The organism is Pseudomonas sp. B1-22 (assembly GCF_050474425.1).
In the GTDB taxonomy this organism is placed as follows: domain Bacteria; phylum Pseudomonadota; class Gammaproteobacteria; order Pseudomonadales; family Pseudomonadaceae; genus Pseudomonas.
Map to the genome: position 1 here is coordinate 845,232 of NZ_JBCHVH010000002.1, position 16,278 is coordinate 861,509.

10 protein-coding genes and 1 pseudogene are annotated in these 16,278 nt (G+C 65.1%); 2 read left to right on the top strand and 9 right to left on the bottom strand.

The window, feature by feature from the left end; translation table 11 throughout:
* Window positions 1–334 precede the first annotated feature (334 nt).
* The 9 genes and pseudogenes from ACQ5BL_RS10750 to ACQ5BL_RS10790 all read right to left on the bottom strand — a co-directional run bounded on the left by ACQ5BL_RS10750 (window position 335) and on the right by ACQ5BL_RS10790 (window position 13,475).
* The gene (locus ACQ5BL_RS10750) at window positions 335–1,111 is read right to left on the bottom strand and encodes an ABC transporter substrate-binding protein (protein ID WP_243806286.1); all 777 of its coding nucleotides are present in this window, start codon (window positions 1,109–1,111) and stop codon (window positions 335–337) included.
* A 798-nt stretch (window positions 1,112–1,909) separates the two neighbouring features.
* Window positions 1,910–2,896, bottom strand: coding sequence for a GTP 3',8-cyclase MoaA (gene moaA / locus ACQ5BL_RS10755; protein WP_243806288.1), 987 nt, complete (start codon window positions 2,894–2,896; stop codon window positions 1,910–1,912).
* Window positions 2,897–3,012: 116 nt separating this feature from the next.
* A complete protein-coding gene (locus ACQ5BL_RS10760; protein ID WP_243806289.1) occupies window positions 3,013–3,831 on the bottom strand; it encodes a peptidylprolyl isomerase in 819 nt (272 codons plus the stop codon).
* Window positions 3,832–3,927: 96 nt separating this feature from the next.
* Window positions 3,928–4,614, bottom strand: a complete 687-nt coding sequence (gene narI / locus ACQ5BL_RS10765; RefSeq protein WP_045210685.1) for a respiratory nitrate reductase subunit gamma — start codon at window positions 4,612–4,614, stop codon at window positions 3,928–3,930.
* A 2-nt stretch (window positions 4,615–4,616) separates the two neighbouring features.
* Window positions 4,617–5,357 carry a nitrate reductase molybdenum cofactor assembly chaperone gene (gene narJ / locus ACQ5BL_RS10770; protein ID WP_243806291.1) on the bottom strand — a complete coding sequence of 247 codons (741 nt, stop codon included), beginning with the start codon at window positions 5,355–5,357 and terminating at the stop codon, window positions 4,617–4,619.
* Window positions 5,358–5,362: 5 nt separating this feature from the next.
* Window positions 5,363–6,898 (bottom strand): nitrate reductase subunit beta, encoded by a 1,536-nt coding sequence (gene narH / locus ACQ5BL_RS10775; protein WP_243806293.1) that lies wholly within the window; start codon window positions 6,896–6,898, stop codon window positions 5,363–5,365.
* 11 nt (window positions 6,899–6,909) lie between these two features.
* Entirely contained in the window at window positions 6,910–10,689 is a 3,780-nt protein-coding gene (locus ACQ5BL_RS10780) for a nitrate reductase subunit alpha (RefSeq protein ID WP_243806295.1), read from the bottom strand.
* A 68-nt stretch (window positions 10,690–10,757) separates the two neighbouring features.
* Window positions 10,758–12,161, bottom strand: a complete 1,404-nt coding sequence (locus tag ACQ5BL_RS10785) for a NarK family nitrate/nitrite MFS transporter (RefSeq protein ID WP_243806297.1) — start codon at window positions 12,159–12,161, stop codon at window positions 10,758–10,760.
* Window positions 12,152–13,475 (bottom strand): annotated as a pseudogene (locus tag ACQ5BL_RS10790) (nitrate/nitrite transporter). Before ACQ5BL_RS10790 ends, ACQ5BL_RS10785 begins: the two are co-directional and overlap by 10 nt.
* A 173-nt stretch (window positions 13,476–13,648) precedes the next feature.
* Here ACQ5BL_RS10790 and ACQ5BL_RS10795 point away from each other — a divergent pair.
* Together ACQ5BL_RS10795 and narL are read left to right on the top strand one after the other, a co-directional pair.
* On the top strand, window positions 13,649–15,511 hold the full coding sequence (locus ACQ5BL_RS10795; protein ID WP_430293121.1) for a histidine kinase: 1,863 nt from the start codon (window positions 13,649–13,651) through the stop codon (window positions 15,509–15,511).
* Complete coding sequence (narL, locus tag ACQ5BL_RS10800; RefSeq protein ID WP_243806304.1) at window positions 15,508–16,161, top strand: two-component system response regulator NarL; 654 nt, start codon at window positions 15,508–15,510, stop codon at window positions 16,159–16,161. Before ACQ5BL_RS10795 ends, narL begins: the two co-directional genes overlap by 4 nt.
* Window positions 16,162–16,278 lie beyond the last annotated feature (117 nt).

The following is a 16,278-nucleotide window of genomic DNA, read 5'->3' on the forward strand; positions in this document are numbered from 1 at the left end:
CATGCCGCTCAACCCCTGAAACTCCGATTCCACTCGGCCTCCTGAAGGGGCGCTCGGAGTGCTCGGAGATTTCTCTGGAAATCCTCAAGAGCAAACGCAGAGCATTTTGCTCCGCGCTGCTTTTGCTTCCGTAGGAGCGGAGCTTCTCCGCGAAATCCATTGCGGAGAAATTTGAGAGGACAGGGAAGCACAGGTGTTTGCCGCCACCGTAGGAGCGAGCTTGCTCGCGAACAAATCTCCCGGCTGCATCGGCGTTAGGCAGTTCGCGAGCAAGCTCGCTACGAAAAGCAAAAGGCCGCCCGAAGGCGGCCTTTGCGATACCCCGACGGAAAGATCAATCCCCGTAGATATCGCTCTTGAAGTACTTGCCTTCAATGGCCTTGTACTTGCCATTGGCCCGCAGCGCGTCGATAGCGGCGTTGAGCTGGCCGACCAGCTCGGTATTGCCCTTGCGCACCGCGATACCGGCGCCCTCGCCGAAGTATTTCGGGTCCTTGAACTCCGGGCCGATAAAGGCAAAGCCCTTGCCGCGCTCGGTTTCCAGGAAGCCGATTTCCAGCGGGATGGAGTCGGCGAAGGTGCCGTCCAGACGGCCGGCGACCAGGTCCAGGTAAATCTCGTCCTGGCTGGTGTAGCGCACCACGTTGGCGCCGGCCTTGCCCAGTACCTCGGTGGCGAAGCGGTCGGCGGTGGAGCCGCGCTGCACGCCGATATTCTTGCCCTTGAGCTGGCTGAACTTGTCGTCCAGCTGCGAGCCTTCCTTCATCACCAGACGGCCCGGGGTGAAGTAGTACTTGTGGGTGAAGTCCACCGAGCGCTTGCGCTCGTCGGTGATGGTGATGGAGGACAGCGCGGCGTCGATCTTGCGCACCTTCAGCGAGGGGATCAGGCCATCGTATTCCTGTTCGACCCACTGGCACTTGCGCTTCATCTGCTCGCACAGGGCGTTGCCGATGTCGTAGTCGAAGCCGGCGATGCCGCCCTCGGGAGTCTTGTAGGCGAAGGGCGGGTACGCCGCCTCGATACCAATGCGCAGCGGCTTGTCGTCGGCGTGGGAGAGGGTGGCGAAAGCGGCCAGCATCAGGCCGCCCAGCAGGGCTTTGCGATTCATCGATGAACTCCGTTGTGTGGTCGCCGGGGAGGAGCGCCGGCCGTTACGTCTTGGCAGTGAGTACGGCATTTCTTGATTCGTCCAGGGGCGCGACACGGAAGGTCGCAGCGGCATTGCCTTGCCCTCACCCAGGCGAACGACTTCTTGTTCTGTTCCGTCCACGCGCGGAGGCACGTAAACTTAAAATCCAATCTGGACTAAAAAGTACAGAACGTCAATCACCCCTGATGTGGGCTCCGACCGCAGGGCGTACAACCGTTCGCGGTTGTACGCCGATACATCAAGCGCATCGGCGACTCCGTGTTCGAACTCGGCTTTGGCCAGGGTTAAACGGCGTATAACGTCGAACGTTATACGCCCTACGTATTGGCTCGGCGCGGCACCGTCCTGCGACAGCCCGGCGCACTCTCCTTTGCTGCCCCGCCGCTACTCCTTCGGAGGAATGTCGGCAGCGCGGCACTGGCCTTAGTCTGGACGTGTTCCAGCCAATCCGAGGAGGGCCCGCACCGCTCATTCGCATGATTTTCCGTAGCTTCCACGGTTATACATTTGGCAGATGCCCGAAGCCCCCGCGATACGCTCATATCGCCGGGGCTTTTTTATGTCTGCTGCAAAGAAGGGGTTTTGGGTAGGAGCGAGCTTGCTCGCGAATCGCACGGCACCGAAATCACCGGCAGAAAGCGTTCGCGAGCAAGCTCGCTCCTACAGAACTCGGGCAGCACGGAGCTCCCTGGGGCGTTTTCTATTCAGGAACGCAAGGCACGTGGCGGGCATATTGCCCGCCAAGGGAGGGCTGTTTCAGCCGCCGCTGAGGTTCATGAAGCGCAGCACCTGCACGTCGCCAACGCTGAACTCGTGGCGCGCCGGCTTGCGTTGCAGCGCACCGCGCAGGGCTTCGAGGATGGGCTCGTCGTGCAGCGGATGGCGGCGCAGTAGCCCGCGCAGGTCCAGGGAGTTCTCGTGGCCCAGGCACAGCAGCAGCCGGCCTTCGGCAGTCAGGCGCAGGCGATTGCAGGTGGCGCAGAAGTTGTGCGAGTGCGGCGAGATGAAACCGATGCGCGTGCCCGGATGCTGCGCCAGGCGCACATAGCGCGCCGGGCCGCCACTGTATTCGGCGCTGTCCAGCAGCTCGTGGTGCTCGGCGATCAGCGCGCGGACCTCGTCGCTGGAGCAGAAGCTCTCCTCGCGCTCGCGGCCGACCTGGCCCAGCGGCATCTCCTCGATGAAGCTGATGTCCAGCCCGTGGGCGATGGCGTAATCCACCAGTGCCGGCACTTCGTCGGCATTGCGCCCCTTCATCACCACGCAATTGAGCTTGATATGCTCGAACCCGGCCTGCTGGGCAGCATCGATGCCGCGCAGCACCTGCTCCAGGCGGCCGGTGCGGGTGATGGCGGCGAAGCGTTGCGCATCGAGTGTATCGAGACTGATGTTCAGGCGGGACAGGCCAGCCGCATGCAGATCGCCGGCCAGCCAGGTGAGCTGCGAGCCGTTGCTGGTCATGCACAGTTCGCGCAGGCCGGGCAGCGCCGCGAGGCGTTCGCAGAGATGGACGATGCCGGGTCGCACCAGCGGTTCGCCGCCGGTGAGGCGCAGCTTCTTCACGCCGCGCTCGACGAAGATCCGCGCCACCCGCTCGATCTCTTCCAGGGTGAGTACCTGCTGGCGCGGCAGGAAGCGCATGTTTTCGGCCATGCAGTAGACGCAGCGGAAGTCGCAGCGGTCGGTTACGGACAGGCGCAGGTAGTCGACCTTGCGGCCCTGGCCGTCGATCCATTCGGACATGGTGATTCACTCCAGCCGGCCCCTGCCCAGGGCACGAGGGCCGAGATTCGTATCCGTTTCCGAAACCCCTCCCTCCTTAGGGAGGGAAGGTCGGGAGAGAGGGGCCCGGAACCGGTTCACTGCACCAACGGCGACTCCGCACCGTCGAAGACAAAGCCGTCGATCTGCGCTTCGCCGGCCAGCACGCTGATGTACTGGCTGACCGCACGCTGCAGCACCTGGGCGCGCAGGTAGGCGGCGATGCGCGGGCGCGCCTCGGCGAAGTCCAGCGGCTCACCGCCATCACGCTCGATCAGCTCGACCACGTGCAGGCCGTAGCGACTTTCCAGCGGATGGCCGAGCAGGCCGGGGTGCTGTTGCAGCAGGCGTTTCTCGAACTCGGGGACGGTCTGCCCCGGCTCGATCCAGCCCAGATCACCACCGTCATCCTTGGACGGGCAGTCGGAGAAGCGCATGGCCTTCTCAGCGAAACGTTCGGGGTGCTCGCGCAGTTCGGCCAGCAGTGCCTCGGCCTGTTCGCGGGCCTTGGCGCGGCCTTCCAGGTCGTCCGGCGCGCAGCCCAGCAGCACGTGGCGCAGGCGCATGCGCCAGGGCGCGGTCAGGCGGGTGGGGTTGGCATCAAACCATTGGCGGCAGCTGGCTTCGTCGGCTTCGGGCACGCCGACTTCACGGTCGATCAGCGCACGAATGCGCGCTTCTTCCGGGGCCTCGCCCTCTTCCGCGTCGGCCGCCAGACCCAGCGCGTCGGCGCGCTGCACCAGCAGCTGGCGTACCACCAGCGCGCGGCAGGCGGAGTACAGCGCCTCGGCATGGCTGGAAGCGGGATGGTATTGCAGCTCGCGGGCCAGCTCATCCTCGGCGATGGCGACGCCATTGACGGAGATGGCAGGCAGGTCGACGTGTTCGACCTTGGCTTCGTAGTGGGAGCAACTCATTTCAATCACCTCCGGATGGCGGATAACGCCTGTGGCGTTATCTGCCCTACGGGTTCGAGGGGGGCGAATGACGCGCCGGCGTCATCCGCCACTTCATCACGCTGCGCGACGCTTGGTGCGGACCACCTGGTAGCGGCGGCCGAAGTACCACACCGGAGCGCTGACGATGTGCACCAGACGGGTGAAGGGGAACAGCACGAACAGGGTCAGGCCGAGGGTCACGTGCAGCTTGTAGACCAGCGAGACCGGCGCGATCGCTTCGGCGGCGGCCAGCGGCTGGAAGGTGACGATGGACTGCGCCCAGTTGGCGAGCATCACCATCACCGAACCATCCAGGTGATGGGTGGAGGCGACAATGGTGGACAGGCCGAGGATCAGCTGAACGTAGAGCACCAGCAGGATCATCAGGTCCGATGCGTTGCCGGTGGCGCGCACGCGCTCATTGGTCAGGCGGCGCAGGATCAGGCCGGTCAGGCCGATGAAGCAGAGGATGCCGAAGAAGCCGCCGGAAACCATCGCCAGCAGTTGCTTCTGCTCGGTGCTGATCAGGTGCTCATAGACCGCATGCGGGGTCAGCAGACCGACGAAGTGGCCGGCGAGGATGAACAGCACCCCGACGTGGAACAGGTTGCTGTATACGCGCATGCCCTTCTTGCTCAGCATCTGGCTGGAGCCGGCTTTCCAAGTGTATTGCGAGAGGTCGAAGCGCGCCCAGCTGCCGATCAGGCAGATGGCGAGCGCGACGTAGGGGTAGATCCCGAACGCTAGAAGATCGAGGGACATGTTCAGACTCCTTCTCTGGCCGCCCGGTACTGCATCTGCGGCACCGGCTGGGCGACCCACTGCATGGGTTGTTCGGCGGCGGAGGAAATCCGCCGGGCGCTGGTGGATGGGCAACCGGCGGCGGGCTCAGTAAAGCTCACCGGGGCTTCCTCCCAGGCCTTGTCGATGGCTTCCAGGCTGTCGTCGCGCACTTCCTGCTCGCGGTCGCGCTTGAGTGCGCCGAGGTCGGGCCGCTCGCCGGACAGCTCCAGCAGGCTGTTGAACACCGCCGCGTAACTGCTGCCGCGCTCTTCCAGGCGCAGGGCGATCAGCGCGAGGATATGGGCGACTTCGGCGAGACCGGCGCGGGCCGACCCGGCGTCCTGCAGGGCGAGGAACTCCAGGTACAGCGGCAGGTAGTCCGGCAGCTCGTTGACGTCGATGACCAGGCCCGCCTGGGTGTAGCGGTCCATCAGGTCGACCATCGCCTGGCCACGGTCACGGCTTTCGCCGTGCACGTGCTCGAACAGCAGCAGGGAGACCGAGCGACCGCGCTCGAACAACCCGTCGTAACGGGCCTGTACGTCGAGGATGTCGCCCTGGCACAGCTCGTTGAGCAGCGCAGCGAGGCCGTCGCGCTGCTGCTCCGGCAGGTCGCAGGTGCGGATCAGGGCATGCAGCGCTAGGCTTTCCTCGCGCAGTTCGAGGCGCGGGTAGTCCAGCAGCAGCGCGCTGAGTTTCAGTAATTGGCTATGCGTATCCATGGCCATCACTCCTGTATCTGCACGGTCTGGATGACGTTGCGCTGGTCCACGGCCTTGCCGCCGAACAGGTTCACGCCGGAGTTGCCGGAGCAACCGTTGCCGAAGCTGAAGCCACAACCCGAACGCTCGGCGAAGGCATCCGACAGCGCTTCCTCGCGGTGCGCGGTGGGAATGACGAAGCGGTCTTCGTAGTTGGCGATGGCCAGGTAGCGGTACATCTCTTCCACCTGGTTCACGGTCAGGCCGACCTTCTTCAGCACTTCCAGGTCCTGCTTGCCTTCCACGTGCTCGGAGCGCTTGTAGGCGCGCATGGCCAACAGGCGCTTGAGGGCCAGCAGCACCGGGGCGGTGTCGCCGGCGGTCAGCAGGTTGGCCAGGTACTGCACGGGAATGCGCAGGGACTCGACGTCCGGGATCACCCCGTCATTGCCGATGTGCCCTTCGGAAGCGGCGTTCTGGATCGGTGACAGTGGCGGCACGTACCAGACCATCGGCAGCGTGCGGTATTCCGGGTGCAGCGGCAGGGCCAGCTTCCAGTCCATGGCCAGCTTGTACACCGGCGATTTCTGCGCGGACTCGATGACGCTGTCCGGTACGCCGTCCTTGCGCGCCTGCTCGATCACCTTCGGGTCGAACGGGTCGAGGAAGATCTCCAGCTGCTTCTGGTACAGCTCGCGCTCGTTCTCGCAGGTGGCCACTTCGTGGATGCGGTCGGCGTCATACAGCAGCACGCCGAGGTAGCGGATGCGACCCACGCAGGTTTCCGAGCAGACGGTCGGCTGGCCGGCCTCGATGCGCGGGTAGCAGAAGATGCACTTCTCGGATTTGCCGCTCTTCCAGTTGAAGTAGATCTTCTTGTATGGGCAGCCGCTGATGCACATGCGCCAGCCGCGGCACTTGTCCTGGTCGATCAGGACGATACCGTCTTCCTCGCGCTTGTAGATCGCGCCGCTCGGGCACGAGGCCACGCACGCCGGGTTCAGGCAGTGCTCGCACAGGCGCGGCAGGTACATCATGAAGGTGTTTTCGTACTCACCGTAGATATCCGCCTGGACCTGGTCGAAGTTCTTGTCCTTGCGCCGCTTGGCGAACTCGGTGCCGAGGATTTCTTCCCAGTTGGGGCCCCACTCGATCTTCTCCATGCGCTGGCCGGAGACCAGCGAGCGCGGCCGGGCGACCGGCTGGTGCTGGGCCCTGGGCGCGGTGTGCAAGTGCTGGTAGTCGAAGTCGAAAGGCTCGTAGTAGTCATCGATTTCCGGCAGGTCGGGGTTGGCGAAGATGTTCGCCAGCACGCGGAACTTGCCGCCGATGCGCGGGACGATGGAGCCGTCGGCGTTACGCTTCCAGCCGCCCTTCCACTTTTCCTGGTTCTCCCACTCTTTCGGGTAACCGATGCCGGGCTTGGTTTCGACGTTGTTGAACCAGGCGTACTCGACGCCTTCGCGGCTGGTCCAGACGTTCTTGCAGGTGATGGAGCAGGTGTGGCAACCGATGCATTTGTCGAGGTTCAGCACCATGCCGACTTGCGAACGAATTTTCATGGCAGTAATCCTCAAATGTCCTGGGGCAGCGGTTGCGGCAGGGCGTCACCGCCCAGGCCGCCCTGCTCCGGCTCGTCGAGCCAGTCGACCTTGTTCATCTTGCGCACCACGACGAACTCGTCGCGGTTGCAGCCGACGGTGCCGTAGTAGTTGAAGCCCCACGCCTGCTGGGCGTAGCCGCCGATCATGTGGGTGGGTTTCAAGACCACGCGGGTCACCGAGTTGTGGTGGCCGCCGCGGGTGCCGGTGGTTTCGCTGCCCGGCAGGTTCACGATGCGCTCCTGGGCGTGGTACATCATCACCATGCCGTCCTTCACGCGCTGGCTGACCACGGCGCGGCAGGTCGCTGCGCCGTTGGCGTTGAAGACCTCGACCCAGTCGTTGTCCTCGATGCCGACGCTTTTCGCGTCGTGCTCGCTCATCCAGATGATCGGGCCGCCGCGCGACAGGGTGAGCATCAGCAGGTTGTCGCTGTAGGTGGAGTGGATGCCCCACTTCTGGTGCGGGGTGATCCAGTTCAGGGTGATCTCGGCGTGGCCGTTGGGCTTCTTGTTGAACAGCTTGTCGGTGCTGCGGGTGTTGACCGGCGGCCGGTAGCTGACGAAGCCCTCGCCGAAGGCCTGCATCCAGGGGTGATCCTGGTAGAACTGCTGGCGACCGGTGAGGGTGCGCCACGGGATCATCTCGTGGACGTTGGTGTAGCCGGCGTTGTAGCTCACGTGCTCATCTTCCAGGCCCGACCAGGTGGGGCTGGAGATGATCTTGCGCGGCTGCGCCTGGACATCACGGAAGCGGATCTTCTCTTCTTCCTTGGGCAGCGCCAGGTGGGTGTGGTCGCGGCCGGTGAACTTCGACAGCGCTTCCCAGGCCTTCACGGCGACCTGGCCGTTGGTTTCCGGCGCCAGGGCGAGGATCACCTCGGCAGCGTCGATGGCGCTCTCGATGCGTGGACGGCCCTGGCTGACACCCGGTTCGGTGACCTTGTGGTTCAGCTCGCCGAGCAGCTTGATCTCCTTGTCGGTGTTCCAGCCGATGCCCTTGCCGCCGTTGCCGAGCTTGTCCAGCAGCGGGCCGAGGGAGGTGAACTTCTTGTAGGTGTTGGGGTAGTCACGCTCGACCACGTGCAGGGTCGGCATGCTGCGGCCGGGGACCGGTTCGCACTCGCCCTTCTTCCAGTCGCTGCCGCCGAAGGGCTGCGCGAGTTCGTTGGCGGTGTCGTGCAGCAGCGGCACGGTGACCAGGTCCTTTTCCACGCCCAGGTGGCCGACGGAGACCTCGGAGAACTTCCTGGCAATCGCCTTGTAGATCTCCCAGTCGCTCTTGGCTTCCCAGGCCGGGTCGGTGGCAGCCGACAGCGGGTGGATGAAGGGGTGCATGTCGGAGGTGTTGAGGTCGTCCTTCTCGTACCAGGTCGCGGTCGGCAGGACGATGTCCGAGTACATGCAGGTGGAGGACATGCGGAAGTCCAGGGTAGTGACCAGGTCCAGCTTGCCTTCGGCGCCTTCGTCGACCCAGTCCACTTCGCCCGGGCAAGGGCCGCCGGCCTTGCCGAGGTCGTCGTTCATCACGCCGTTCTTCGCGCCCAGCAGGTACTTGAGCATGTACTCGTGGCCCTTGCCCGAGGAGCCGAGCAGGTTGGAACGCCAGATGAACATGTTGCGCGGGAAGTTCTGCGGATCATCCGGCTGTTCGCTGGCCACGCGCAGGTTGCCGGCCTTGAGCTCGCGCACCACGTAGTCCTGCACCGGGATGCCGGCCTTCTCGGCATCGGCGAAGAGGTGCAGCGGGTTGCGGTTGAGCTGCGGGGCGGACGGCAGCCAGCCCATGCGTTCGGCGCGGATGTTGTAGTCCAGCGCATGCTCGGGGAACTGCCTGGTGTCGGCCAGCGGCGAGAGGACTTCGTGCATCGAGATCTTCTCGTGCCGCCACTGCGAGCTGTGCAGGTAGAAGAAGCTGGTGCCGTTCATCTGCCGCGGCGGACGGCTCCAGTCGGTGCCGAAGGCCAGCGGCACCCAGCCGGTCTGCGGGCGGAGTTTTTCCTGGCCGACGTAGTGCGCCCAGCCGCCGCCGCTCTGGCCGATGCAGCCGCACATCATCAGCATGTTGATGACCGCGCGGTAGTTCATGTCCATGTGGTACCAGTGGTTCATCGCCGCGCCGATGATGACCATGGCCTTGCCGTGGGTCTTGTCGGCGCTGTCGGCGAACTCACGGGCCACCTGGATCGCGCGGGCGGCCGGTACGCCGGTGATGCGCGCCTGCCAGGCCGGGGTGTAGGGCACGTCGGCGTCGTTATAGGACGCGGCAACGTTGCGCCCCCCCAGGCCACGGTCGACGCTGTAGTTGGCCATCTGCAGGTCGTACACGGTGGCGACGCGCAGGGTCTGGCCGTCGGCGCCGGTGACTTCGCGGAAGGGTACGCGGCGCACCAGCACCTCGTCGTTTTCCACGCCCTTGAAGTGCGGATGCTCTTGCCCTGCGAAGTACGGGAAGGCCACGTCGCAGGCTTTTTCCGGACCGTCGATCAGGGTCAGGGCCAGGCGGGTGTCACGCTTCTCGCCGCCTTCCTTCTCCTCGATGTTCCACTTGCCCGACTCGCCCCAGCGATAGCCGATGGCGCCGGTGGGCGAAACCAGTTCGCCGGAGATTTCGTCCAGGCCGATGGTCTTCCACTCGGGGTTGTTGTCCTGGCCGAGGTTGCCGGCCAGGTCAGCCGCGCGCAGGTAGCGGGTCGGCTTGAGTACGCCGCCTTCGTGCGGTTCGAGCAGCACCAGCATCGGCATGTCGGTGTACTGGCGGCAGTAGTCGACGAAGTAGGCGCTGGGCTTCTCGAGGTGGAATTCCTTGAGGATGACGTGACCAAAGGCCATGCCCAGCGCGGCGTCGGTGCCCTGCTTGGGGTTGAGCCAGAGGTCGGTGAGCTTGGCCACTTCGGAGTAGTCCGGGGTGACGGCCACGGTCTTGGTGCCCTTGTAGCGGACTTCGGTGAAGAAGTGCGCGTCGGGGGTACGGGTCTGCGGGACGTTGGAGCCCCAGGCGATGATGTAGCTGGAGTTGTACCAGTCGGCCGATTCCGGCACGTCGGTCTGCTCGCCCCAGATTTGCGGGCTGGCCGGTGGCAGGTCGCAGTACCAGTCGTAGAAGGACAGGCACACGCCGCCGATCAGCGACAGGTAACGGGCGCCGGCGGCGTAGCTGACCATGGACATGGCCGGGATCGGCGAGAAGCCGATGATGCGGTCCGGACCATAGGCCTTGGCGGTGTAGACGTTGGCGGCGGCGATGATCTCGGTGACTTCGTTCCAGCTGGAGCGGACGAAACCACCCAGGCCGCGCTCGCTCTTGTAGCTCTTCGCCTTGGCCTTGTCCTCGACGATGCTGGCCCAGGCGTCCACCGGGTCGTTGTGGGTGGCGCGGGCTTCACGCCAGAGCTTGAGCAACGGCTTGCGCACCTTGGGGTACTTCAGCCGGTTGGCGCTGTACATGTACCAGGAGTAGCTGGCGCCACGGGGGCAGCCGCGCGGTTCGTGGTTGGGCAGGTCCGGGCGGGTGCGCGGGTAGTCGGTCTGCTGGGTTTCCCAGGTGATCAGGCCGTTCTTCACGTAGATCTTCCAGGAGCACGAGCCGGTGCAGTTCACCCCGTGGGTGGAGCGCACGATCTTGTCGTGCTGCCAGCGCTGCCGGTAACTGTTTTCCCAGGCACGGCTTTCGTTGGTGACCTCGCCATGACCCTCGGCGAATTCACCCTGCTTCTTCTTGAAGAATTGCAGGCGGTCGAGCAGGTAACTCATCGGTATCTCCTCACCCGGTCTGCGCCGGGCGCTCAATCTCAAATCAGGACGTGCGAATCACGTAGGGCTCAGCAGGGGCTTTCCGCTCCCTTGCGGGCGTACCACCACCAGGTGGCGACGATGCAGCTCAGGTAGTACGCGACGAAGACGTAGAGGGCGCCCTCGGCGCTGCCGGTCATGGCCAGCGAGGTGCCGAACGCCTTGGGAATGAAGAAGCCGCCGTAGGCGCCGATGGCGGCGGAGAAGCCGATCACCGCGGCCGACTCCATGCTGGCGTTCCGGGTCGCCTGGGCTTCGGTGAAGCCGCCTTGCTTCAGGCGCGCAGCCCACTCGTTGCGGAAGATCACCGGGATCATCCGGAAGGTGCTGCCATTGCCGATGCCGGCGAAGAAGAACAGGCCGATGAAGGAGCCGAGGAAGCCGAAGAAGCTGCCGGCGCCGTTCGCGCCCGGCAGGAAGCTGATCACCGCGAACACGCCGGCGATCATCGCCGCGTAGTTCCACAGGGTGATGCGCGCGCCGCCGAACTTGTCCGCCAGCCAGCCGCCCAGCGGACGGCTCAGGGCGCCCACCAGCGGGCCTAGGAAGGCGTACTGCAGCGGGTTGATGTCCGGGAACTGGGTCTTGCTGAGCATGGCGAAGCCGGCGGAGAAACCGATGAACGAGCCGAAGGTGGCCACGTACAGCCAGCACATCAGCCAGTTGTGCTTGCGCTTGAAGATCACCGACTGCTCGCGGAACGAGGCCTTGGCATCGGCGATGTCGTTCATGCCGAACCAGGCGGCGATGGCCACCACGGCGATGAAGGGCACCCAGATCCAGCCGGCGTTCTGCAGGAACAGGCGACCGCCGTCCGAGAGCTGCTGCGGCTCGCCGCCGAAGGCGCCGAACAGGCCACCGGCCACGGCCAGGGGTACGGCGAACTGCATCACCGAAACGCCCAGGTTGCCCAGGCCCGCGTTCAGGCCCAGGGCGGTGCCCTGCTGGTTCTTGGGGTAAAAGAAGCTGATGTTGGACATGCTGGAGGCGAAGTTGCCGCCGCCGAAGCCGCACAGCAGCGCGATGGTCGCGAACACCCAGTACGGCGTGCTCGGGTCTTGCACGGCGAAGCCCAGCCACAGGCACGGGATCAGCAGCGAGGCAGTGGACAGCGCGGTCCAGCGGCGCCCGCCGAATACCGGCACCATGAAGGAGTAGAACACCCGCAGGGTGGCGCCGGAGATCGACGGCAGCGCGGCGAGCAGGAACAGTTGGTCGTTGCTGAAGCTGAAGCCGGCGGCGTTCAGGCGCACGGTGACGGTACTCCAGATCATCCACACGGCAAAGGCCAGCAGCAGCGCGGGGATCGAGATCCACAGGTTGCGCGCGGCGATACGCTTGCCGCTGCGGGCCCAGAACTCGGGGTCCTCGGGGCGCCAGTCGATCAGCAGCGGACCGCTGGCGGCTTTGAGTTGGGAATTGATCATGCCCATGACGACACTACCTCAGGATTGGCGGGAAGGAATGGGGGTAGCGTCGACGTCGGCCACGCGGGCCTGGCCGTCGAGGCGTTGCTGCTGCTTGATCGCGTAGTGCATCCAGACCATGCAGACCACGGTCAGGCCGAACAGCAACATGAAGCAGGAGGAGCGCACGCCGATGTGGTCGGCGGCGTAGCCGAACAGGATGGGCAGGCAGAAGCCGCCGAGGCCGCCGATGACCCCGACCATGCCGCCGACGGTGCCCATGTTCTGCGGGTAGTAGTCGTGGATGATCCGGTACACGCTGGCCTTGCCGAAGCCCTGGGCGATACCGACGACGAACACCAGGAAGGTGAACAGCCAGACGTTCAGGCCGATGCCCAGGCTCACGTCACCCTTGATGCCGTGGATGGTCATGGTGGTCGGCGGATAGGAGAGGAAGAACAGGCAAACCAGGCAGATCCAGAACACGCCCCAGTTCACCGCGCGGGCGCCGTAGTGGTCGCTGAACCAGCCGCCCAGGGCGCGGATCAGGCCTGACGGCAGGGTGAACAGCATGGTGATGAAGGAGGCGGTGCGCAGGTCCAGCCCGTACTCGGCGATGTAATACTTGGGCAGCCACAGAGCCAGGGCGACGAAGCCGCCGAAGACGAAGAAGTAGTACAGGCCGAAGCGCCACACGCGCAGCTCGCCCAGCGGCGCCAGCTGCTTGGCCAGGGTCGGGCGCGCGCGGCTCGGGTCCGCCTCGCCGCCCTTGGCGTGGGCGGGGTCGGTCCAGGTGCAGAACCAGAACAGCAGCGCGGTCACCAGCATGGCCACCGAGTAGATCTGCGGAACCATGCGCCAGCCGAAGGCGACCACGATCATCGGCGCCACCAGGTTGGTGATCGCCGCCCCCGCGTTACCGGCACCGAAGATGCCCATGGCGGTGCCCTGGCGTTCCTTCTCGAACCACGAGGAGGTGTAGGCGATGCCCACGGCGAAGGAGCCGCCGGCCAGCCCGACGAACAGGCCCAGCACCAGGTAGTGCCAATAGAGGGTGGCGAAGGCCAGGCCGTAGATCGGGATGGCCACCAGCAGCATGTGGACAAAGAACACGATGCGCCCGCCGAAGCGGTCGCTGATCAACCCCAGCGGCAGACGCACCAGCGAGCCGGTGAGGATCGGCAACGCCACCATCAGGCCGAATTGCGCCTCGGACAGGCCCAGCTCCTCCTTGATGCGGATACCGATGATCGAAAACATCGTCCAGACCGCGAAGTTCACGGCGAACGCCAGGGTGCTCATGCCGAGCACGGAGTACTGTTTCTGACGGTGGGACAACATGGCTAAGCTCACTTCCTGACAGCCTTTGCCCGCACGTTAGGTAAGGAGGTGTCGCCTTCTCTTGATCGCCATCAATGAGCGAAACAGCGATTCATGAGCAGATGCGCGCCGCTACCTCCTTGTGGGTATCACTGAAATGAATGCTTAACTCATTGTTTTAAAAGGCATTTACCATGACTACGGCACGCCCTGCCGACGCCGCCGGCACCGACCGACTCTTTGTGGGTAGTCCCCCTGCCGGACGCCCTTCCCTGCGCAAATCCATCGTCGTGCGCTTCGGCTGCTACCTCACCCTGCTGGTGTCGCTGGCCCTGGCCGGGATGTTCAGCGCCCTGCTGTTCGCCGACTATTCGCATCAGGACGCGGCGGTAATCAACCAGGCCGGCTCCCTGCGGATGCTTACCTACCGCCTGGCGCTGGACCCGTCGCCGATCAACCGTCAGGCCCTGCAATCGACCCTCGCCGCGCGCCTGGACAACGACGAGATCACCCGCCTGCTGCGCCGCACGGACGCTGACGCACCGATCCGTCAGCAGCACGACCAGTTGCGCAAGGAGCTACAGAACCTCGACCTCTCCCAGGCGCCGGCCCTGGCCACGCTGGACACCTTCGTCGGGCACATCGACGGCTTCGTTGGCACCCTGCAGCGCAACGCCGAATACCGCTCGCAGATGCTCAGCACGGTGCAGGGCCTGTGTCTGTTTCTCAGCCTGCTGGTGGTCTTCATCAGCCTCTACGACCTGAGCTACCACGTGGTCGGCCCGCTGCGCGAACTGACCACCACCGCCCGCCGCCTGGGTGAAGGCGACCTCGACGTCAGGGTCAGCAGCAGTGGCGAGGACGAACTGAGCCAGCTCGGGGAGCGCTTCAACCAGATGGCCGCGGAACTGCAGGCCAGCTACCGCGAACTGGAAGCGCGGGTGGAAGACAAGACCCGCGACCTGTCCAACAGCCACCAGCGCCTGGAACTGCTCTACGACAGCGCCCGCCGCCTGGGCCAGGACCCGTACGACGAGCGTACCCTGCAGCCCCTGCTGGACCAGCTGGAACGCGTGCTGCATGCCGGCAAGGTGACCCTCTGCCTGAACAAGGACGGCGTCGAGCGCGCCTACACCTCGCTGACCACCGACGGCATCACCGGCAGCTTCTGCCGGCAGGGCAATTGCGGCGAATGCCGCGCCCAGGCCGACCACTGCAACAATCCGATCCGCGGCATCAACCCGCTGCTGATGCAGCCGCTGTCCATCGGCGAGCACCGCTTCGGCGAGCTGTTCATCGAGACTCCCGACGGCCATCTGGAAGACTGGCAGCAGCAGTTCATCGAGGGTTTCTGCGACAACATCGCGCGCACCTTCGCCCTGTCCCTGCAGCAGGAGCAGGAGAACCGCCTGGCGCTGTTCGCCGAGCGCAGCACCATCGCCCGCGAGCTGCACGACTCGCTGGCGCAATCGCTGTCCTACCTGAAGATCCAGGTCAGCCGCCTGGCCACCCTGCTCAAGCGCGACGTGCCGGCCGAGAAGATCGATGAGACCCTCGACGAGTTGCGCGAGGGCCTCAACAGCGCCTACCGCCAGCTGCGCGAACTGCTCACCACCTTCCGCCTGAGCCTGGAGCAGTCGAGCCTCGAAGTCGCACTGGTGAAAACCGTGGAAGAGTTCGGCGAGCGCGGCGACCTGACCATCGAGCTGGACAACCGCCTGGCGCATATCCCGCTCAACCCCAACGAGGAAATCCACATCCTGCAGATCGTCCGCGAGGCCCTCTCCAACGTGGTGCGCCATGCCCGGGCCAGCCACGCAACGGTGGCCCTTTTCGAGGATGCGCAGGACCAGGTGTACATCACCGTCGACGATGACGGCGTCGGCTTTGACCCAGCGCAGAGCCGCAACGGGCACTATGGGCTTAGCATCATGCGGGAGCGCAGCCAGACCCTGGACGCCGCCTTCAGCATCGCCCCGCGTGAACCGCAGGGCACCCGCGTCAGCGTGCGCTTCACCCACAAACCCCTGTCGCAGTACCCGGAGACTCACCCATGACGGCCACCCCCACCGACGACCGCGCACGCATCCTGCTCGTCGATGACCACCCGATGATGCGCAAGGGCGTGGTCCAGTTGCTGGAGTTCGAGGACGACCTGGAAGTGGTGGGCGAAGCCGGCAGCGGCGAGGAAGCGCTGCGCCTGGCCGCGGAGCTGGAACCGGACATGATCCTGCTCGACCTCAACATGAAGGGCATGACCGGCCTCGACACCCTGCGCGCCATGCGCGAGAGCGGCGAGGATGCTCGCATCGTGGTGTTCACCGTCTCCGATGACCGCAACGACGTGATCAACGTGCTGCGCGCCGGCGCCGACGGCTACCTGCTCAAGGACATGGAGCCCGAGCGCCTGCTGGAACACATCCGCCAGGCTGCCACCGGCCAGCTCACCATCAGCCCGCAGTTGACCCAGGTACTGGCCCAGGCCTTGCGCGGCGACGACCGCCCCAAGGGCATCGAGGAACTCACCGACCGCGAGCGGCAGATCCTGCGCCAGCTCTCCCACGGCTACAGCAACAAGATGATCGCGCGCAAACTCGACATCACCGAAGGCACCGTGAAGGTCCACGTGAAGCGCGTGCTGCACAAGCTGGGCATGCGTTCGCGCGTCGAGGCGGCGGTGTGGGCGGTGGAGAACCACCTGGTCTGACCGCCCACACCGACCGTGACCTTACCTGTAGGAGCGAGCTTGCTCGCGAACAAGCGCAGCTGCCAGGCCCGTTCGCGAGCAAGCTCGCTCCTACAAGAGCACACAGGGCAGCCGGAA

Excerpts from the sequence above, each read along its gene's own strand:
- ACQ5BL_RS10750 (WP_243806286.1), bottom strand. The coding sequence starts at position 1,111 with ATGAATCGCAAAGCCCTGCTGGGCGGCCTGATGCTGGCCGCTTTCGCC.
- moaA (WP_243806288.1), bottom strand. The coding sequence starts at position 2,896 with ATGTCCGAATGGATCGACGGCCAGGGCCGCAAGGTCGACTACCTGCGC.
- ACQ5BL_RS10760 (WP_243806289.1), bottom strand. The coding sequence starts at position 3,831 with ATGAGTTGCTCCCACTACGAAGCCAAGGTCGAACACGTCGACCTGCCT.
- narI (WP_045210685.1), bottom strand. The coding sequence starts at position 4,614 with ATGTCCCTCGATCTTCTAGCGTTCGGGATCTACCCCTACGTCGCGCTC.
- narJ (WP_243806291.1), bottom strand. The coding sequence starts at position 5,357 with ATGGATACGCATAGCCAATTACTGAAACTCAGCGCGCTGCTGCTGGAC.
- narH (WP_243806293.1), bottom strand. The coding sequence starts at position 6,898 with ATGAAAATTCGTTCGCAAGTCGGCATGGTGCTGAACCTCGACAAATGC.
- ACQ5BL_RS10780 (WP_243806295.1), bottom strand. The coding sequence starts at position 10,689 with ATGAGTTACCTGCTCGACCGCCTGCAATTCTTCAAGAAGAAGCAGGGT.
- ACQ5BL_RS10785 (WP_243806297.1), bottom strand. The coding sequence starts at position 12,161 with ATGGGCATGATCAATTCCCAACTCAAAGCCGCCAGCGGTCCGCTGCTG.
- ACQ5BL_RS10795 (WP_430293121.1), top strand. The coding sequence starts at position 13,649 with ATGACTACGGCACGCCCTGCCGACGCCGCCGGCACCGACCGACTCTTT.
- narL (WP_243806304.1), top strand. The coding sequence starts at position 15,508 with ATGACGGCCACCCCCACCGACGACCGCGCACGCATCCTGCTCGTCGAT.